This window comes from Acinetobacter sp. RF15B, assembly GCF_007558235.1.
Classification (GTDB): Bacteria; Pseudomonadota; Gammaproteobacteria; order Pseudomonadales; family Moraxellaceae; genus Acinetobacter; species Acinetobacter lwoffii_C.
This window is the reverse complement of record NZ_VLSR01000012.1, coordinates 51,716-72,545: the sequence shown is the minus strand read 5'-3', so window position 1 is coordinate 72,545 and position 20,830 is coordinate 51,716. Positions and strand designations below refer to the sequence as shown.

At 44.8% G+C, this 20,830-nt stretch carries 16 protein-coding genes, 1 tRNA gene and 1 pseudogene; 17 read left to right on the top strand and 1 reads right to left on the bottom strand.

What is annotated here, in order from left to right:
- From E2K74_RS10275 to E2K74_RS10220, 12 genes and pseudogenes are all read left to right on the top strand, one after another.
- A pseudogene (locus E2K74_RS10275) lies at positions 1–353 on the top strand (elongation factor Tu); the annotation flags it as partial.
- Positions 354–402: 49 nt separating this feature from the next.
- Positions 403–478: transfer RNA gene (locus E2K74_RS10270), tRNA-Trp, on the top strand.
- Between the two features lie 75 nt (positions 479–553).
- Positions 554–994 (top strand): preprotein translocase subunit SecE, encoded by a 441-nt coding sequence (secE, locus tag E2K74_RS10265; RefSeq protein ID WP_151207427.1) that lies wholly within the window; start codon positions 554–556, stop codon positions 992–994.
- Between the two features lie 7 nt (positions 995–1,001).
- Entirely contained in the window at positions 1,002–1,535 is a 534-nt protein-coding gene (gene nusG / locus E2K74_RS10260) for a transcription termination/antitermination protein NusG (RefSeq protein WP_151204493.1), read from the top strand.
- A 116-nt stretch (positions 1,536–1,651) separates the two neighbouring features.
- The gene (rplK, locus tag E2K74_RS10255) at positions 1,652–2,080 is read left to right on the top strand and encodes a 50S ribosomal protein L11 (RefSeq protein WP_151204492.1); all 429 of its coding nucleotides are present in this window, start codon (positions 1,652–1,654) and stop codon (positions 2,078–2,080) included.
- A 3-nt stretch (positions 2,081–2,083) separates the two neighbouring features.
- Positions 2,084–2,779 carry a 50S ribosomal protein L1 gene (gene rplA, locus E2K74_RS10250; RefSeq protein WP_151204491.1) on the top strand — a complete coding sequence of 232 codons (696 nt, stop codon included), beginning with the start codon at positions 2,084–2,086 and terminating at the stop codon, positions 2,777–2,779.
- A gap of 325 nt (positions 2,780–3,104) precedes the next feature.
- Complete coding sequence (gene rplJ / locus E2K74_RS10245; protein WP_151204490.1) at positions 3,105–3,611, top strand: 50S ribosomal protein L10; 507 nt, start codon at positions 3,105–3,107, stop codon at positions 3,609–3,611.
- A gap of 48 nt (positions 3,612–3,659) precedes the next feature.
- On the top strand, positions 3,660–4,031 hold the full coding sequence (gene rplL, locus E2K74_RS10240; RefSeq protein ID WP_151204489.1) for a 50S ribosomal protein L7/L12: 372 nt from the start codon (positions 3,660–3,662) through the stop codon (positions 4,029–4,031).
- A gap of 310 nt (positions 4,032–4,341) precedes the next feature.
- Complete coding sequence (gene rpoB / locus E2K74_RS10235; protein WP_151207425.1) at positions 4,342–8,430, top strand: DNA-directed RNA polymerase subunit beta; 4,089 nt, start codon at positions 4,342–4,344, stop codon at positions 8,428–8,430.
- A gap of 170 nt (positions 8,431–8,600) precedes the next feature.
- On the top strand, positions 8,601–12,800 hold the full coding sequence (gene rpoC / locus E2K74_RS10230; RefSeq protein WP_151207423.1) for a DNA-directed RNA polymerase subunit beta': 4,200 nt from the start codon (positions 8,601–8,603) through the stop codon (positions 12,798–12,800).
- Between the two features lie 180 nt (positions 12,801–12,980).
- The gene (locus tag E2K74_RS10225) at positions 12,981–13,520 is read left to right on the top strand and encodes a hypothetical protein (protein WP_151207421.1); all 540 of its coding nucleotides are present in this window, start codon (positions 12,981–12,983) and stop codon (positions 13,518–13,520) included.
- A 151-nt stretch (positions 13,521–13,671) separates the two neighbouring features.
- Positions 13,672–14,034 carry a DNA transfer protein p32 gene (locus E2K74_RS10220; protein ID WP_151207419.1) on the top strand — a complete coding sequence of 121 codons (363 nt, stop codon included), beginning with the start codon at positions 13,672–13,674 and terminating at the stop codon, positions 14,032–14,034.
- Between the two features lie 72 nt (positions 14,035–14,106).
- On the opposite strand, the gene E2K74_RS10215 is transcribed toward E2K74_RS10220, so the two are convergent.
- Positions 14,107–14,598, bottom strand: coding sequence for a DUF4442 domain-containing protein (locus E2K74_RS10215; protein ID WP_171480680.1), 492 nt, complete (start codon positions 14,596–14,598; stop codon positions 14,107–14,109).
- A 116-nt stretch (positions 14,599–14,714) separates the two neighbouring features.
- On the opposite strand from E2K74_RS10215, the gene E2K74_RS10210 reads away from it, so the two are divergent.
- From E2K74_RS10210 to htpG, 5 genes are all read left to right on the top strand, one after another.
- Positions 14,715–15,617 carry an alpha/beta fold hydrolase gene (locus E2K74_RS10210; protein WP_151207415.1) on the top strand — a complete coding sequence of 301 codons (903 nt, stop codon included), beginning with the start codon at positions 14,715–14,717 and terminating at the stop codon, positions 15,615–15,617.
- A 78-nt stretch (positions 15,618–15,695) separates the two neighbouring features.
- Positions 15,696–17,063, top strand: a complete 1,368-nt coding sequence (locus E2K74_RS10205; protein ID WP_151207413.1) for a Na+/H+ antiporter family protein — start codon at positions 15,696–15,698, stop codon at positions 17,061–17,063.
- A 319-nt stretch (positions 17,064–17,382) separates the two neighbouring features.
- The gene (locus E2K74_RS10200; RefSeq protein ID WP_151205013.1) at positions 17,383–17,988 is read left to right on the top strand and encodes an OmpW/AlkL family protein; all 606 of its coding nucleotides are present in this window, start codon (positions 17,383–17,385) and stop codon (positions 17,986–17,988) included.
- Between the two features lie 177 nt (positions 17,989–18,165).
- Positions 18,166–18,510, top strand: coding sequence for a lysozyme inhibitor LprI family protein (locus E2K74_RS10195; RefSeq protein ID WP_151207411.1), 345 nt, complete (start codon positions 18,166–18,168; stop codon positions 18,508–18,510).
- Positions 18,511–18,663: 153 nt separating this feature from the next.
- Positions 18,664–20,583 (top strand): molecular chaperone HtpG, encoded by a 1,920-nt coding sequence (htpG, locus tag E2K74_RS10190; RefSeq protein WP_151207409.1) that lies wholly within the window; start codon positions 18,664–18,666, stop codon positions 20,581–20,583.
- The last annotated feature ends 247 nt before the right edge of the window (positions 20,584–20,830 follow it).

Here is a 20,830-nt window from a genome sequence, read left to right as displayed (position 1 = left end):
TTCTTCGTGGTACTAAGCGTGAAGACGTACAACGTGGTCAAGTATTGGCTAAACCAGGTTCAATCAAGCCACACACTAAATTCGATGCGGAAGTATACGTACTTTCTAAAGAAGAAGGTGGTCGTCACACTCCATTCCTGAACGGTTACCGTCCACAGTTCTATTTCCGTACAACTGACGTAACTGGTGCGATCCAGTTGAAAGAAGGTGTGGAAATGGTTATGCCTGGTGACAACGTTGAGATGTCAGTAGAGCTGATCCACCCAATCGCAATGGACCCAGGTCTGCGTTTTGCGATCCGTGAAGGTGGTCGTACAGTAGGTGCTGGTGTAGTTGCTAAAGTAACTGCATAATCATAGAATAGTAAAAACAAGCTGGGGTTTAGGCTCCAGTTTGTTTTACAGGCCAGTAGTTCAATTGGTAGAGCGTCGGTCTCCAAAACCGAATGTTGGGGGTTCGAGTCCCTCCTGGCCTGCCAAGTTTTTTTTAAAGACGCTTGATGTCGGCAAAACTGGTCATATAATAAGTCGCGAAACCTACGACGAGTACAAAAATGTCGAATGATAAATCACGCGACGCATTAAGCGAAGCGGCAATTCCTCAAAGAAATAATCCTGCTGTAGATGTAAGTTCAGGTTCTCCATTGGACGTGGTTCTGTGGATTATCGCCTTGATTTTATTGGTAGGTGCGATGATGGTAAACCAATATTTACCTGCATACTGGGCACCCGCGAATGATATTTGGGTGCGTGTTGGGGTAATTTTGGCTTGTATCGTTGTGGCATTCGGTTTATTATACGCCACCCATCAAGGCAAAGGCTTTGTTCGTCTTGTTAAAGATGCACGAATCGAGTTACGTCGAGTAACCTGGCCTACCAAACAAGAGACCGTGACCACATCTTGGCATGTCCTTGTAGTTGTAGTTGTAGCAGCCATTTTATTATGGTGTTTTGACTATATTTTAGGCTGGTTAATGAAGTTTATTATCGGGTAAGAGAGCTATGAAACGTTGGTACATTATTCATGCCTATTCAGGCTATGAAAAACAAGTGATGCGTTCGCTTAATGATCGAATCCAGCGTAGCGCTGTTGCCGATAGCTTTGGTGAAGTCCTTGTTCCTACCGAAGAAGTGGTAGAGATGAAGGATGGCAAGAAACGTAAATCAGAGCGTAAGTTCTTTCCAGGCTATGTATTGGTCGAAATGGAAATGAATGATGATACTTGGCATATCGTAAAAGAGTGTCCAAAAGTCCTTGGCTTTATTGGGGGTACGGCAGAAAAGCCAGCTCCAATTACGCAAAAAGAAGCTGATGCGATTCTGGCGCGTGTACGCAATACTGGTGAAGCACCTCGTCCGAAGACGATGTTTGAACCAGGCGAAGAATTACTTGTAATTGACGGTCCATTCACTGACTTTAAAGGCGTGGTGGAAGAAGTTCTTTACGAAAAGTCACGTTTAACGTTGACGATTAATGTATTTAACCGACCAACTCAAGTTGAATTGGAATTTCGTCAAGTCGAAAAAGCAATCTAGCTGGTCTTGGTTGAAAGCGCCCGACTTTTTTAAGCTCGGGCATTGTTGTTGTAACGGTAGCGTTGCGTAAATGTTGGGGAGCCTTCATCGGCGTTTGTACCCAGAGGTAATTTGAAATGGCTAAGAAGATTGACGGCTATATCAAGCTGCAAGTTCCAGCTGGTAAAGCGAATCCATCTCCACCGATTGGTCCTGCACTAGGTCAACGTGGTGTAAACATCATGGCATTCTGTAAAGAATTCAATGCTGCTACACAAAAACTTGAAGCTGGTCTGCCAATTCCAGTCGTGATCACTGTGTACAACGACAAGTCGTTCACATTCATCATGAAAACTCCACCTGCTGCGATTCTTCTTAAGAAAGCTGCGGGTATCCAGAAGGGTTCAGCTGTACCTAACAAAACTAAAGTTGGTAAGTTGACTCGTGCTCAAATCGAAGAAATTGCGACTACTAAAGAACCAGATCTTACTGGTGCTGATTTAGACGCACGTGTACGTACCATTGCTGGTTCTGCGCGTTCTATGGGCTTGGATGTGGAGCTTTAAGACATGGCTAAATTAACTAAACGTCAAAAAGCGATCGTGGCTGCTGTAGAAGCGAACAAGGTTTACACGCTAGAAGAAGCTGTTGCAGTTTTAGAGAGCCTTCCAGCTCCTAAATTCAAAGAATCTTTGGATATTGCAGTAAACCTAGGTGTTGACCCTCGTAAATCTGACCAGGTTGTGCGTGGTGCAACGACTCTTCCTGCAGGTACTGGTAAAACTGTACGTGTAGCTGTATTCGCTCAAGGTGCTGCTGCTGAAGCGGCTAAAGCTGAAGGCGCAGACGTTGTTGGTTTCGACGATCTGGCTGAAAGCATCCAGGCGGGTAACCTTGATTTCGACGTTGTGATTGCTGCTCCAGATGCAATGCGCGTTGTAGGTAAGCTGGGTACGATCCTTGGTCCACGTGGCTTAATGCCAAACCCTAAAGTGGGTACTGTAACTCCTGACGTAGCCACTGCAGTTAAAAATGCAAAAGCTGGTCAAGCACGTTACCGCGTAGACAAAGCAGGTATTATCCACGCTGCAATTGGTCAAGTAGGTTTCTCTGCTGAAGCGGTTCGTCAAAACGTTGAGGCTTTGGTTGCTGACTTGAAAAAGTTAAAACCTGCGACTTCTAAAGGCGTATACATCAAAAAGATCACTTTGAGCTCAACTATGGGTCCTGGTCTGATCGTTGATGTGGCAAACGTTACTGCTTAATCTCGCTGATTAAGAAAGAATTTTAAAGCCCTGAAGCTGTCTCCTTCTCCCTCTGGGAGAAGGTCAGGAAGAGGGTTAAACCTCTCCCTAGCCCTCTCCTATAAGGAGAGGGGATAATTTAGGCAAACTTTGAATTGATAAATGAAAATTTATCAGCGTCAAAGACCGCGGGCGGGCGGAGTTTTATGCTCCGCTCTTAATAGCCCAGCCCGCGTAGACGCGGTGGTGTGATTTGTTCATCCTCCGCGTGTTAGTCCAGTGATGGGTTAACGAATTGGGAGTGTGCTTCGCGTAAGCACATAAATCACCGTTAGGAGGTTTTACAATGGCTCTTCTTATCGAAGGCAAAAAACAGATCGTAGCTGAAGTCGCTGAAGTCGCTTCTACTGCGTATGCTGCTGTTGTTGCTGACTATCAAGGTTTAACCGTAGGACAGTTAACTGCTCTACGTGTTGAAGCGCGTAAACTGGGTGTTGCTACACGTGTTGTACGTAATACTTTGGCTAAACGTGCTCTTCAAGATACTCAATTCAATATCTTGAATGACAACCTTGTTGGCCCAACGATCTTGGCTTTCTCAACTTCTGAAGACGACATGGGTGCTGCTGCTCGTTTGTTCGAAGAATTTGCTAAAACTAACAAAGCATTTGAACTTAAAGCTGCTGCATTTGACGGTAAGGTTTATGAAGGTGCTGAAGTTAGCGTTATCGCAAACCTTCCGAACCAAGAAAAAGCGCTTACTATGCTTGCAAACGTTCTTCAAGCTCCTATTTCGAAATTGGGTCGCCTTATTACTGCGCTCAAAGAGAAAAACGAGTCAGAAGCTGCATAAGCTTAAATCAATTTACACACCATTCAATTTCCATTTGGAGTTATTCTCATGGCTTTAACTAACGAAGAAATCCTAAACGCAGTTGCTGAAAAAACTGTTCTTGAACTTGTTGAACTTATTTCTGCTTTTGAAGAGAAATTCAACGTTTCTGCTGCTGCTGTAGCTGTTGCTGCTGCTCCTGGCGCTGCTGGTGCTGCTGCTGAAGAGCAATCAGAATTCAACGTTGAGTTGACTTCTTTCGGCGCGAACAAAGTTGCTGTAATTAAAGCAGTTCGTGAAGCAACTGGCCTTGGTCTTAAAGAAGCTAAAGATCTAGTTGAAGGCGCTCCTTCAGTGATCAAAGAAGCTGTTTCTAAAGAAGAAGGTGAAGAACTTAAGAAGAAACTTGAAGAAGCTGGTGCTACAGTTACACTTAAGTAATTTCTTAAGGGAGTCGGGTTTTTTGTAATCGGCTCCAAAAATTGGCTGATGGCTATTGGGTCATCAGCCTTTTTGCGTTACAATAATCGGCTCGATTTTTGTTTGCATGATATAAAAATCATACAAATTAAAAATAAACATAATGTACACAAACGCTTAACAATATTTTTCGGTAAAAAAATATTGTTAAGCGTTTTAATACCACTAAAAATTGCAGCATTTGTAAACAGTGGTGGCCATATTGGCCGGCGTAATTCCTTCTAAGTCCGTTCTGCAGGCGGGCTTGGTTTACACTTTCCGAGGACTCCAGATGGCATACTCATATACCGAAAAGAAACGGATCCGTAAGAATTTTGGTAAATTGCCTAACATCATGGATGCTCCGTACTTGCTCGCGATTCAAGTCGACTCGTACAGAACATTCTTACAAGATGGCAAATTACCAAAAAACCGCGAAGATATCGGTCTCCAAGCCGCATTTCGTTCAGTTTTTCCTATTGAAAGTTATTCTGGCAATGCTGCTTTAGAATTTGTTGAGTATAGTCTTGGTAAGCCTGAGTTTGATGTACGCGAATGTATTCTTCGTGGCTCAACTTATGCCGCACCAATGCGCGTAAAAATTCGTTTGATCCTGAAAGATCGTGAAACGAAATCTATTAAAGACGTACGTGAACAAGAAGTCTACATGGGCGAAATGCCACTGATGACAGATAACGGTACTTTTGTGATCAATGGTACTGAGCGTGTCATCGTGTCGCAATTGCACCGTTCACCAGGTGTGTTCTTCGACCACGATAAAGGCAAGACTCATTCTAGTGGTAAGGTTCTTTATTCTGCACGTATTATTCCTTACCGTGGCTCATGGTTAGATTTTGAGTTTGATGCCAAAGATCTAGTCTATGTACGTATTGACCGTCGTCGTAAATTGCTGGCGACTGTCGTACTGCGTGCTTTAGGTTATAGCAACGAACAGATTCTCGACATGTTCTACGAGAAAGTGCCTGTATATCTGGATATGGGCAGCTACCAGATTGACCTGGTTCCTGAGCGTCTGCGCGGTGAAATGGCTCAGTTCGATATCACTGATAATGATGGCAAAGTAATTGTTGAACAAGGTAAACGTATTAACGCGCGTCATGTTCGTCAAATGGAAGCTTCTGGCCTGACCAAGCTTTCAGTTCCTGATGAATACCTGTATGAGCGTATTACGGCTGAAGACATTGCCCTGAAAGATGGGGAAGTGATTGCTGCCAATACTGTACTTGGCCATGAAGTGATGGTCAAAATTGCTGAAGGCGGTGTGAAGCAGTTTAACATTCTGTTCACCAATGATATCGACCGTGGTCCTTTCGTCGCAGATACTTTGCGTGCAGATACCACAACTGGCCGTGAAGAAGCCCTGGTTGAAATCTATAAAGTGATGCGTCCAGGTGAGCCGCCAACAAAAGAAGCGGCTGAAAACCTGTTCAATAACCTGTTCTTCTCGTCTGAGCGTTATGACCTGTCTCCAGTAGGTCGTATGAAGTTCAACCGTCGTTTAGGTCGTCCTTACGAAGTCGGTACAGACCAGAAGTCACGTGAAGTTGAAGGCATTTTGTCGAACGAAGATATCACTGATGTATTAAAAACATTGGTTGAAATCCGTAACGGTAAAGGTGAAGTCGACGATATCGACCACTTGGGTAACCGTCGTGTGCGTTCAGTAGGTGAAATGACTGAGAACCAGTTCCGTGTAGGTCTGGTACGTGTAGAACGCGCGGTAAAAGAGCGTTTATCACAAGCTGAAACTGACAACCTATCTCCGCAAGATTTAATCAATGCGAAGCCAGTGGCTGCTGCGATCAAGGAATTCTTTGGTTCAAGCCAGTTGTCCCAGTTCATGGACCAGAACAACCCGTTGTCCGAGATTACCCACAAGCGTCGTGTATCCGCGCTTGGGCCAGGTGGTTTGACACGTGAACGTGCTGGCTTTGAAGTGCGTGACGTACACCAGACTCACTATGGTCGCGTCTGTCCAATTGAAACGCCTGAAGGTCCAAACATTGGTTTGATCAACTCGCTTTCAGTTTATGCAAAATGTAACAACTTCGGTTTCCTGGAAACACCATACCGTAAAGTCGTGGATGGTCGTGTAACAGAGGAAGTTGAATATCTGTCTGCAATTGAAGAAGTAGGCACTGTGATTGCACAGGCTGACTCTGCAGTAGATAAAAACGGTAACCTGACTGAAGAGTTCGTATCTGTACGTTACCAAGGTGAATTTGTACGAATTCCACCAGAAAAAGTGACACATATGGATGTCTCTGCCCAGCAGGTCGTTTCGGTAGCCGCATCACTGATTCCATTCCTTGAGCACGATGATGCCAACCGTGCACTGATGGGTTCAAACATGCAGCGTCAGGCTGTTCCTACGTTAATCGCTGACAAGCCACTGGTTGGTACCGGTATGGAAGCGAACGTAGCACATGACTCTGGTGTATGTGTGATCGCGAAACGTGGTGGCCGTATTGAATTTGTTGATGCTTCTCGTGTCGTTATTCGTGTGAATGAAGACGAAATGGTGGCGGGCGAAGCAGGTGTAGATATCTACAACCTGATCAAATACACGCGTTCGAACCAGAACACCTGTATCAACCAGAAAGTTCTGGTGAGCCTGGGTGATAAAGTAGGCCGTGGTGACGTGCTGGCTGATGGTCCTTCGACGGATGGTGGTGAGCTTGCACTGGGTCAAAACATGCGTGTCGCGTTCATGACTTGGAACGGTTACAACTACGAAGACTCGATCTTGCTATCTGAGCGTGTACTTCAGGAAGACCGTTTAACGTCTATTCACATCCAGGAATTATCATGTGTTGCACGTGATACCAAACTGGGTGCAGAAGAAATCACTGCTGATATTCCAAACGTGGGTGAAGCGGCTCTGTCTAAGCTAGATGAGTCTGGTATCGTTTATATCGGTGCTGAAGTAACTGCAGGTGATATCCTGGTCGGTAAAGTAACGCCTAAAGGTGAAACACAGCTTACTCCGGAAGAAAAACTGCTACGTGCAATCTTCGGTGAAAAAGCAGCTGATGTGAAAGATTCATCACTTCGCGTTCCATCAGGCACCAAAGGGACCGTAATCGATGTTCAAGTGTTTACACGTGATGGTCTGGAAAAAGACGACCGTGCTCAAGCAATTGAAAAAGCACAGCTGGACGCTTACCGCAAAGATTTGAAAGAAGAATATAAAATCTTTGAAGAAGCGGCACGTGAACGTATTGTTCGCCTGTTGAAAGGTCAGGAATCGAATGGCGGCGGTACCACTAAACGCGGCGATAAACTGTCTGAAGATGTATTGTCTGGTTTAGAGCTGGTTGACCTGCTTGAAATCCAGCCGGTAGATGAAGCAATTGCAGAACGTTTAACCCAGATCCAGGTGTTCTTGAAAGAGAAGAGCCTCGAGATCGATGAGAAATTCGCTGAGAAGAAACGCAAACTGTCTACAGGCGATGAACTCACAACGGGTGTTCTGAAAGTTGTTAAGGTTTATCTGGCGGTCAAACGTCGTATCCAGCCAGGTGATAAGATGGCGGGTCGTCACGGTAACAAGGGTGTAGTATCTAACATCCTGCCGGTAGAAGACATGCCACACGATGCCAACGGTGTGCCTGTTGATATCGTACTGAACCCGCTCGGTGTACCATCTCGTATGAACGTGGGTCAGATTCTGGAAACTCACTTGGGTATGGCGGCGAAAGGCTTGGGCGACCAGATCGACAAGATGCTGAAAGAACAGCGTCAAATTGCCGAGCTGCGTGAATTCCTGGACAAGATTTACAATAAGGTCGGTGGTAAGCAGGAAGATCTTGATAGTCTGACTGATGATGAAATCTTGTTACTTTCTGGCAACCTGCGTGCAGGTGTTCCTTTGGCAACACCAGTATTTGATGGTGCTGAAGAAGGTCAGATCAAAGAGTTATTGGAGCTGGCTGGCTTGTCACGTACGGGTCAAACTGTACTTTATGATGGCCGTACAGGTGAGCGTTTTGACCGCCCTGTAACAGTAGGTTATATGTACATGCTGAAACTGAACCACTTGGTGGATGACAAGATGCATGCACGTTCTACTGGTTCTTACTCACTTGTTACACAGCAGCCACTGGGTGGTAAAGCACAATTCGGTGGTCAGCGTTTCGGTGAGATGGAAGTCTGGGCACTAGAGGCATACGGTGCAGCATATACGCTTCAGGAAATGCTCACTGTGAAGTCGGATGACGTTGAAGGTCGTACCCGTATCTATAAGAATATTGTAGATGGTAACCATTATATGGACCCAGGTATGCCTGAATCGTTCAACGTATTGACCAAAGAGATCCGTTCTTTAGGTATCAACATTGAACTGAAAAATGGTGACTAAATAACCATTAATCCTCCTGATCCCTTAAAAAAAGGGGAGTTCCGGCGCTTAATGCGCTCTGGAGCTTCCCTCCTGTAATAAAGGGGGGACTGAAGGAGGATATTCAGTTAAAAACAATATTTGTGACCCAGTTGTGTAGCGAAAATCTCCACAACACACGGAGAAAAAAATTGAAAGACTTGCTCGATATCATGCGCAAAAAGACGGATTCAGACGGTCATGCTCCTGTAGAGTTTGACCGCATCCGTATTGGTCTTGCGTCACCAGAAATGATTAAGTCGTGGTCTCATGGTGAAGTTAAAAAACCGGAAACCATTAACTACCGTACGTTCAAGCCTGAACGTGATGGTTTATTCTGTGCCAAAATTTTTGGTCCAGTTAAAGATTACGAATGCTTGTGTGGCAAATACAAGCGTATGAAATACAAAGGCGTCATTTGTGAAAAATGTGGCGTTGAAGTAACGACTGCCAAAGTTCGTCGTGAGCGTATGGGTCACATCGAACTGGCATCTCCAGTTGCGCATATCTGGTTCCTGAAATCACTGCCGAGCCGTATCGGTCTGTTATTAGATATGACACTGCGTGATATCGAACGTGTATTGTATTTTGAATCATATGTGGTCACTGACCCAGGTATGACGCCATTTGAGAAATACCAGCTTCTGAACGATGAAGAATACTTCAATGCGCTAGAAGAACACGGTGATGAATTCACTGCGAAAATGGGTGCAGAAGCTGTTCAGGATTTGTTAAAAGACATCGATCTTGAAAACGAAATTTCACGTCTACGTGAAGAAATTCCAAACACAACGTCAGAGACCAAGCTGAAAAAAGCGTCTAAGCGTTTGAAGTTGATGGAAGCGTTTAAAGAGTCAAACAACAAGCCAGAATGGATGGTACTGACTGTACTTCCAGTACTTCCACCTGATCTTCGTCCGCTGGTTCCGCTTGAAGGTGGTCGTTTTGCGACATCTGACCTGAACGATCTTTACCGTCGTGTGATCAACCGTAACAACCGTTTGAAACGTCTTCTTGACCTTGCAGCGCCAGACATCATCGTACGTAACGAAAAACGTATGTTGCAAGAGTCTGTCGATGCGCTGTTAGATAACGGTCGTCGTGGTCGTGCCATTACTGGTTCAAACAAACGTCCATTGAAATCTTTGGCAGACATGATCAAAGGTAAACAGGGTCGTTTCCGTCAGAACTTACTTGGTAAGCGTGTTGACTACTCGGGTCGTTCGGTAATTACTGTTGGTCCAAACCTGCGTTTACACCAATGTGGTCTTCCGAAAAAAATGGCTCTTGAATTATTCAAGCCGTTTATTTTCGCGAAACTGCAAGCATCTGGCCAAGCCACCACCATTAAAGCTGCGAAGAAAATGGTGGAGCGCGAGACTCCAGAAGTTTGGGACGTACTGGCTTCTGTGATTCGTCAGCATCCAGTGATGTTGAACCGTGCGCCAACTCTTCACCGTTTAGGCCTGCAAGCATTTGAACCGATTCTGATTGAAGGTAAGGCAATCCGTCTGCATCCGCTCGTCTGTGCTGCGTTTAACGCCGACTTTGACGGTGACCAGATGGCGGTCCACGTTCCATTAACACTTGAAGCTCAGTTAGAAGCTCGTGCGTTAATGATGTCAACCAACAACATTCTGTCTCCAGCCAACGGTGAGCCGATCATCGTACCGTCTCAGGACGTGGTCTTGGGTCTTTACTACATCACTCGTGATGCAGTGAATGCCAAAGGTGAAGGCATGGTGTTCGCGGATACGCATGAAGTCAACCGCGCATTGGCAACAGGTCAGGTTGACCTGCACGCTCGTGTTAAAGCCCGTGTACATCAGACTGTAATTAATGAAAATGGCGAACGTGAACAACAAACAATTATTGTTGATACCACGCCTGGTCGCTGTCTGCTGTGGGAAGTTGTGCCAGAAGGTTTAAGCTTTGAGCAAATTAACGTGGAGATGACCAAAAAGAACATCTCTAAGTTAATCAACTCTTGCTACCGTAAGCTGGGTCTGAAAGATACCGTTATTTTTGCTGACCAATTGATGTACTTGGGCTTCCGTCAAGCGACGCGTTCAGGTGTTTCTGTGGGTATGGAAGACATGGTCATTCCACCACAAAAAGAAATTATCATTGGTAAAGCTGAAGCTGAAGTTCGTGAAATCGAACAACAGTTTGAACAAGGTTTCGTCACTGCTGGTGAGCGCTATAACAAAGTGGTCGATATTTGGGCACGTACCAACGACCAGGTTGCCAAAGCGATGATGGACAACTTGTCATTCACCACTGTGAAAAACAAACAGGGTGAAGACGAGAAACAGAAATCATTCAACTCGATCTATATGATGTCTGACTCCGGTGCCCGTGGTTCCGCAGCTCAGATCCGTCAGTTGGCGGGTATGCGTGGTTTGATGGCGAAACCGGATGGTTCGATCATTGAAACCCCAATTAAAGCCAACTTCCGTGAAGGTTTGACCGTACTGCAGTACTTCATCTCGACGCACGGTGCGCGTAAAGGTTTGGCCGATACTGCATTGAAAACTGCGAACTCGGGTTATCTGACACGTCGTCTGGTTGACGTTGCACAAGACTTGGTCATTACGGAACCGGATTGTGGCACCTTGTCTGGTCTGGTAATGACTCCATTCATTCAGGGTGGTGACGTGATCGAGAACTTGGGGACTCGAGTTCTGGGTCGTGTGGTTGCAGAAGATGTGAAGAAAGCCGGTTCAGATGACGTGATTCTGCCGCGTAACACATTGATCGACGAAAAGCTTGCAAACTTCCTGGAAGAGCAAGGTGTCGACGAAGTGAAAGTACGTTCAGTTGTATCTTGTGAATCGACTTTCGGTGTATGTGCGAAGTGTTATGGTCGTGACCTTGCGCGCGGTCATCTGGTGAACCCGGGTGAATCTGTAGGTGTTATGGCTGCTCAATCGATTGGTGAGCCGGGTACACAGTTAACGATGCGTACCTTCCACGTCGGTGGTGCGGCAAGCCGAACTTCTGCTGCGAACAGCGTACAGGTTCGTAACAAAGGTACTGTACGTTTCCACAACGTGAAAACTGTACAGCATGCCAAAGGTCATCAGGTATCGACTTCACGTTCAGGTGAAATCGGTATTGCGGATGATTTAGGCCGTGAGCGCGAGCGCTATAAACTGCCATACGGTGCGTCTATCTTGCTGAAAGATGGCGAGACTGTGGAAGCAGGCGGTATCGTAGCCACTTGGGATCCGCATACACATCCACTGGTGACAGAAGTTGCTGGTAAGATTCGCTTCAGCCAAATCGCTGACGGTGTAACTGCAACATCGAAAACCGATGATGCAACGGGTATGACCACTGTTGAAATCCTGCCAGTGACTGCACGTCCAGTATCTGGTAAAGACTTACGTCCAGCAGTGGTATTAGATACTGTTGATGGTGCCGAGCAGTTCTACTTCCTGCCACAGAACACGATTCTTTCTGTGCGTGATGGCGAAACAATTGGTGTCGGTGATGTTATCGGTCGTGTACCACAGGAATCTTCACGTACCCGTGATATTACCGGTGGTCTGCCACGTGTTGCGGACTTGTTCGAAGCGCGTAAGCCGAAAGAACATGCGATCCTTGCAGAAGTGTCTGGTATTGTCAGCTTCGGTAAAGAAACCAAAGGTAAGAACCGTCTGGTAATTACACCGGATGATGGCTCTGAAGTATATGAAGAGCTGATTCCGAAATGGCGTCAAATCAACGTGTTCGAAGGCGAGCATGTGAACCGTGGTGAAACTATTTCTGATGGTCCACAGAACCCGCATGACATTTTACGTCTGAAAGGTGAAGTGGCGTTGACCAACTACATCGTGAACGAAGTTCAGGATGTATACCGTCTGCAAGGTGTAAAAATCAACGACAAGCATATTGAAGTGATCGTACGTCAAATGCTGCGTAAAGTAGATATTACAGATGGTGGCGATACCAGCTTCATCAAAGGTGAACAAGTAGATTTCATCCGTGTAATGCAAGAGAACCAAGCTGTTCTGGCACAGAACAAGTTCCCTGCGAAGTATGAACGCCAATTGATGGGTATTACCAAAGCGTCGCTGTCTACTGACTCGTTCATCTCTGCTGCATCGTTCCAGGAAACAACTCGTGTGTTAACTGAAGCGGCTGTAACCGGTAAAGAAGATGATTTACGTGGTCTGAAAGAAAACGTAGTGGTAGGTCGTCTGATCCCGGCGGGTACAGGTTTGGCTTATCACCTCGAGCGTCGTCGTCAGGAAGCGGAAGCTGCAGAATTTGAACTGCACAATGACTTCTCTGATGTCGACCAAGCGCTAAGCCAAGCATTCAATGATGAATTTAATGGTCTGTAATTGGTCCTTTAAATAAATAAAAAAAGCCACCTCCGGGTGGCTTTTTTTATCCTTTTGTTACAAAACTCGCTTTAAGCTTTAATAAATTTCACATTTTTCCTATAGTGAAAATATAAGTACACAAATTCTTTCATTTTTCTAACGTAATAATTTACGAATAAAACCTAGGGGAATTCATCTATGAAACTTATACAAAAATTGCTGGCTCTCAGTGTATTTGTAGTGACCAGCCAAACGATGGCTGCACCGATGCCAAATACGATTGTGTTAGAAGACAAAGGTGTGGTGCCCATTGTTAAAACCCAGATTATTCGTACCATCAAAGGTCAGCAACCTGTACGCACCACGGAAGCCACGATTTTTGAAGTCTCAAATGGTGGTAAAGATCTGGTGGCGCGAGATGTAGTATTGGAAGACCAGGCTGGCCAATTTTCAGAGCAAAAAATGTCTGTACCTGTGATTCAGCCGGGTAGCATAATTGTGCCTACCTCAAAAATTGAAATAAAATCAAAGGTTACTCAAGAGGGGGTGGTGCTTGCTGAAGCTAAGGCGATTGATGCTCAAGGGGTAGAGTTAAAGAAAGGACAAGAGCCTGTGCGTAAAACGCTTCAGCTTGATCAATTCAAAGATCCAAACAGCACTGAGAGTATTACTCATGCGGTGGTTCAAGAGAATGGTACTACTACCAAGGATGTGGTTGTGCTGACAGAAGCAGAATAAGTCATCCCTACTGCTGTATCAAAAGCCTTAAACTCTTTAAGGCTTTTTGTTTACAAATTTCAGCAATAGAACTTGTAATAGTAACATTTCACTGATTTTAAGTTCATTCTTATCATCTATGCTGTAAGAAATAGCCAAAAGGACAAATCTCATGAAAAAATATATGAGTATGATTGCAATTGCCTCACTATCTACCCTGATGTTGGCAGGTTGTGAAAGCATGAGTGCCTCTGAACAACGTATTGGGGCAGCGGCACTAGGCGGTGCTATTGGTGGTGGTGTAGGTAATAGTGTAGGTGGTGGTACTGGTGCAGCCATTGGCGGTGGTGCTGGTGCGGCCGTAGGAAGTAAATCTCAAAGTGGCTCAAACCGTAATGCGACTTATAGTGGTGTCGGTGGGGCAGTGGGCTCAGCTGTGGGTAAAAGTATCTTTGGTGGAAATGCCGGTGCTGCCATTGGCGGTGCAATTGGTGGCGGTGCAGGTGCTGCGATCGAACAGGAGCGTCGTCGTTAAAACAGCGGTTGAGCAGAGCTAAAAGCGCCTTTATGGCGCTTTTATTTTATCTGGGCTTTTGTCCTGGCCAGATCATTCAGCATGAGGTTTGGATTTGCTCTGCTTGCGCCGGATATAAACTGTTTTCTGGACTTCTGCAATGCGTACACCAGATTCATCATAAATATTGAGCTGGTAATGACGATAAACTGGCTGGTGGTTGGCTGCCAGCTCAATAATCGTATTCACTTCTTCTGCAGAAATCCGGATATCGGCATGTACCGTGCCACGGCCTGGAGCCAGAAAACGAATCCAGGCTTCTTTATCCCAAACGATATATTTGGAACCCAAATGGTGCATGAGCAGCAGCATATAAAAGGGATCCACCATGGAATACAGGCTACCGCCGAAATGGACCCCCACGATATTCTGGTTCTTGCCAGTTAAGGGCATTTTTACCCGGATGTGATAATCCGCAAAGTTCATTTCATCAATCACAATGCCGGCACCCCGATAAGGGGGATAGTGATTCAGAATAAATTTGGAAATGAAAGGGAAACGCTGAATTTTTCGAAACAGGCTCATATTGATATTCATTTTTATTGTATAGCTCAGCATACTAGAACAACCCGCCTACGCCGGCATTGATAAATTACATCAATTTGTAAATAGAATGGTCAATAAAAATAAAGGAATTTGTTATGAATATATCAACCCATTGGGTGCAAACCAGTGATCAGCAACGCCTATGTGTCAAGACTTGGGGGCAGGCCGGGCAGCCCGCTCTGGTACTGATTCATGGTTATCCGGATCATCAGGCGGTATGGGAGCCGATTATTGCCTGTTTAAGCGAGAACTATTTTATTGTGAGTTACGATGTGCGTGGTGCAGGGGAGTCCAGTGTACCTGAAAAAATTCGTGACTATCATTTGTCACGCTTAGCCCAGGACTTGCAAGAAATCGTCGACTTCGTTTTACCCGGACAGGCTTTTCATCTGGCAGCACACGATTGGGGCTCAATTCAAGCCTGGGAAGCAGTCACCAGCCCTGAATTTAAGGGGCGAATTCTATCTTATACAACCTTGTCAGGGCCTTGTCTGGATCATGCAGCTTTCTGGATGCGGAAGCAATTCAAGCAGAATCGGACAAATTTTTTAAAGCAGCTCAGCAAGTCCTGGTATATCGCTGCTTTTCAATTGCCTTGGCTGGCGCCTGCTGTCTGGAACTGTTTTAACCCGCAACGCTGGAATAAAATCGTGAGCCATTTAGAGCATCGTCATGACTTGCCTTTAAATGAGAATATTGTCAAAGATGGCAAATATGGCGTTAATCTGTATCGGGCCAATTTTTTACCCCGTTTAACCCGACCTAGACAGCGTTTTGCTATTTGTCCTGTACAGGCCATTGTGCTGCAGTATGACAACTTTGTGGGTCCGGATTTAGTCGATGAAATACAGGTTTGGGCAGAAGATTTCTCCCGGGTCGAACTGGCAGCCAATCATTGGGCGATTCTCAGCCAGCCAGAGAAAGTTGCTCATTATCTTGACCAGTTTATTCAGCAGAAATCGATTCAGGCCAATAAAATAGGGCGCGAAAAATCGTGACTGATGAAAGGATAAGGAGAGGAATTTTTATCCGGATTTTCTGATAAAATAGCCGTTTTCTCTTATTTTCAATTCATTATGTTCGCAATTCTTGCTGCTATTGGGGTCATGTTTGGACTCTCACTGGCGCGTGTGCCTGTGGTTTTTGCCTTGGTCATTGGTGCTGTTACGGGTGGTTTGCTGGCAGGCCTGGGTCTTCAGGGAACTTTAGATGCATTTAACAATGGTCTGGGTGGAGGCGCCAAAATTGCCCTGGCCTACGGTATTTTAGGTGCATTTGCCCTCGCTCTGGCACGTTCTGGACTGCCTGACTTGCTGGCTTATAAGATGATCAGCACCTTAAAAGGTGAGGTCTCCCTCAAGGCCCGAAACCGGGTGAAATACCTGATTTTCTGTACGGTCGCGATCTCGGCTATCTTCTCGCAAAATATGATTCCGGTACATATCGCTTTTATTCCGGTGCTAATTCCACCGTTATTGCTGGTATTTAATCATCTGAGTCTGGATCGCCGTTTAATTACCTGTCTGCTGACCTTTGGTCTGGTCGGTACCTATATGCTGGTTCCGGTCGGTTTTGGTGCCATCTTCCTGAATGATATTCTGGGTCAGAATATCAATACCTTTGGTAAGCCTTATGGTTTTGAGATCAGCTATGATCAGATCCCAAGAGCGATGGCGATCCCGGTCTTCGGGATGTTTGTGGGCCTTCTGGTGGCCATGTTTATCAGCTACCGCAAGCCGCGCTATTATCAGGATATTCATGTCGAAGAACAGCAGAGTATTTCGGGTGAATTGGGAATAGCAGAGCAGCAGGTCAAGCCGGAAATTTCAAAATTTACCATCTGGATGGCAGGCCTGGCTGTTGTTGCTACTCTGGCCGTACAGCTATATTCCGATTCAATGATTCTGGCGGGTCTGGTCGGTGTGGCGATTTTAAGCTGTGCCGGTATCTTTAAATGGAAAGAAGCGGATGATGTGATTATTACCGGTATGCGCATGATGGCGCTGGTCGGCTTTATCATGATTGCTGCACAAGGTTTTGCCGCGGTGATTGACGCGACGAACCAGATTCCCGCTCTGGTTGAAGCATCGGTCAACTGGATTGGTAACAGTCAGGCTCTGGCTGCCTTTTTGATGCTGTTGATTGGTCTGTTGATTACCTTGGGGATAGGCTCTTCATTTTCGACTGTGCCGATTCTGGCGATCATCTATGTGCCACTGTGTATCCAGTTCGGCTTTAGTCCTGCTGCCACCATTGCTCTTATTGGCACTGCGGCTGCGCTGGGAGATGCAGGTTCTCCAGCCTCAGACTCGACTTTAGGACCAACCTCAGGCCTGAATATGGATGGTCAGCACGATCATATGAAAGACAGTGTGATTCCTACCTTTATTCATTTTAATATCCCTTTAATCATTTTTGGCTGGATTGCCGCCATGATCCTGTAAAAGGGTTTAAATCTGCCCTAATTGATTTAGGGCAGATTTTATTTTAATTTTTAAAATGCATTTTAAATATATCTTTAAGTTTTTTTAATTAAATCCTGAGTATTATAGTCTGAATAAAATCCTGTTTTTTATTATTGAAAATCTGAAAATATAAAACCAACCAATTTAGTCTATTTAAAATAAATTAACTTAAATAACAGCAGCTTAAATAATATTGATTTTTTTGTATTATAATCACTATTGCATATTAATTCTCCTCGTGTTTATTATTAATTAATGATTGTTTTTTATAATTGATCTTCCAAAGGGGTGTTTTTAAATGTTAAAGCAAACTGCTCTAATTGTATTAATGGGTCTTTCTGCATCGGCAATGGCGGGCCAATGGCAGGTCAAAGTAGGTGGTTCTGCAATTGCTCCAACTCAAGACAAACAGATCGCGAATGATACTATGACGGTAGAAGCTGATAGTGAGCTTGCTTTTACACCATCGGTAGAATATTTTTTTAATGATAACTTCTCGGCAGAGTTACTTTTAGCTACTCCAATTAGCCATGATGTAAATGTGACTGGTGCAGCAACAGCAGGTGTTAAATTAAAACATTTACCACCAACGATTACAGCTAAATATAATTTTAAAAATTCAACTGCTTTCACCCCCTATATCGGTGTAGGTGCGACAGCATTTATTCCCTGGGATGAGGAAGCTTCAGGAGATTTAGCGAATACTAAAGTTAAAGTTAAAGAGGACTTTGGCTATGCTGCTCAAATCGGTTTTAACTTCCAACCAGCAGATGCTAAAAATTGGGGTGTATTTGCAGATGTACGTTATGCAGACCTTAATCCAAAAGTTGAAACAGCAGTCGAAAATTTTAAATTAGATATTGATCCAGTAATCTATACACTAGGTTATAGCTACAAATTCTAAGCTTTCATAATTCGGATATGTTTTTCCAAAAGCCTCATCGTTGATGAGGCTTTTTTTTCAAAATAACAACGATTTATAACGAATTAAGATTGAGCAGATTGGCTATATCTAAATATATTAGAATCCATAAAGTAAATATTAATTGAATATGACTTCATAATAAGGAGAAAAATTGACATGAATTTTTTATTAAAGGGTCTTGTGATCGTAAGCTGTCTGATAGTCATGGAGAGCCATGCTGCCAGTTTTAATTGTAATAAAGCCGAGACAGTTACTGAAAAAGCCATTTGTCAGCATACTTCGCTCAATGATGCCGATGTCAAAATGAGTACAACTTATAATATTTTGCGCCGTCTGGTGCCGATGGGAACCCGTTCGGTAATTCAGAGAGACCAGGTGAAATGGCTGCAATTCCGTAATCGCTGTCGGGAATCAGTTTCCTGTTTAAGTCAGGTTTATACGATGCGCCAGCAGGAGCTGGATCTGCATTTTGAGCGGATTTACAGGTTGGGACCTTATTAAGATAAGGTCTAATTCAATTAAATTTATGCAAATGACTGCGCTAAAAGCGTTATGGCAGAAAAAATTTAAGTTTTTCTATTGAAAATTGGCCAACTCCCTCCATTCATATTGGCAACAGTTGTGATCTGTATTTAAAAATAAAAGGAGTGACCAATGAGCGAATCAAGCGCACAAAAACACAGCTTTCAGGCAGAAGTGGCCCAGTTACTACATCTTGTAACGCATTCCCTGTATTCCAATCCTGAAATTTTCCTGCGCGAACTCATTTCGAATGCTTCTGATGCCTGTGACAAATTACGTTTTGAAGGCATCAATCATCCTGAATATTATGAAAATGATCCTGATCTTCGGGTGCGTGTCAGTCTGGATGCAGACCATAAAACCATCACTATTTCGGATAATGGCATCGGTTTAAGCCAGCAGGAAGCCACTGATAATCTGGGTACGATTGCCAAATCAGGCACCAAAGACTTTATGTCCAAACTGACTGGTGATCAAAAATCCGATGCCCAGCTGATTGGTCAGTTTGGTGTGGGGTTCTATTCAGGTTTTATTGTGGCAGATAAAATCACGGTTGAATCACGCCGTGCGGGTGCAGACACATCTGAAGGCGTACGCTGGATCAGTGGGGGGACGGGTGAATTTGAGGTTGAGCAGATCACCAAAGAAAGCCGTGGTACCGATATCATCCTGCATTTGCGGGAAGATGCGCTTGAGTATCTGCAAAGCTATAAAGTGAAGCAGATTATCAATAAATATTCAGATCACATCAGCCTGCCAATCCAGATGCAAAAAGAAGTCTGGCAGGAAGAAGAGGCTGCTGAAGGTGAGACTGCTCAAGGCGGTCAATATGTGAAAACTGATGAATGGGAAGCGATTAACTCGGCCAGTGCTTTATGGACCCGTAACAAATCTGAAATTACCGAAGAACAATATACCGAGTTCTATAAAAACCTGACTCATGATTTCTCTGCACCTCTGGCCTGGGCGCATAACCGTGTAGAAGGCAGCACTGAATATACTCAACTGTTGTATATTCCAAGCAAGGCACCCCATGATATTTTCACCCGCGAGGCCAAAGCCGGGATCAAGCTGTATGTAAAACGTGTCTTCATTATGGATGAAGCAGATAACCTGATTCCAAACTACTTACGCTTTGTACACGGGGTGGTGGACAGTGCCGATCTGCCATTGAACGTCAGCCGTGAATTGCTGCAGGAAAGCCGCGATGTCAAAACCATTCGTGAAGGCAATACCCGTCGTATCCTGACCACACTCGATGCTTTGGCGAAGTCTGAAGATGAAAAAGATCAGGAAAAATTCAAGACCTTCTATCAGGAATTTGGCGCCGTGCTGAAAGAGGGCTTAGGCGAAGATATGGGGAACCGCGAACGTATTTTAAAACTGCTGCGTTATGCCACATCGAACAATGATGAAGTAAGTACCTCATTGGCAGACTATAAAGCCGCTATGAAGGAAGGCCAGAAAGCGATTTATTATGTGACTGCTGACAGCCTGAATGCCGCGAAAAACTCTCCGCAACTGGAAGTGTTCAAGAAAAAAGGCATTGAAGTCTTGCTCATGACCGAACGTGTAGATGAATGGGCGATGAACTTCGTGCATGAGTTTGAGGGTACACCGCTGCAAAATGTGTCTAAAGGCGCAGTTGATCTAGGTGATCTTCAGGATGCCGAAGAGAAAAAAGCACTGGAAGAAGCAGCAGCCCAGTTTAAGCCTGTGGTTGACAAGCTGACAGATTCACTCAAAGACAAGACCAAAGAAGTGCGGGTGACGACCCGTCTGGTTGACTCTCCAGCCTGTCTGGTCACAGGAGAAGGCGAACTTTCACCGCAGCTGATCCGCATGCTAAAAGATGCAGGCCAGCCGGTTCCTGATATCAAGCCAATTCTAGAAATTAACCCGGAACATCCATTGGTGAAAAAACTGGAAGCTTCCAAGCAGTTTGATGATCTGGCCAATGTGATCTTTGATCAGGCCGTGATTGCTGAAGGTGGTCTGCCTGAAGATCCGGCTGAATACGTCAAGCGTATTAACAGCCTGTTGCTGGCTTAAGTCGACCAGTTCATCAGGTTAAAATCCCTCTTCGGAGGGATTTTCTGTTTCGATGCCAGCTTAAGTGCTGGCATGATCGAGCAACAGGAGCGGCTAAAAAAATATCCCAGTTTGATGAGCTCAATGTAAGGGGGATTTGAACTCGGGTAGCGCTGGAAGGAAAAAATATACCGCTAAAACAAATAGGGTACCGCCTTATTTTACGAGCAGTTTGTCCTCATGATCAGGCTACAATCCATGGTCTTAA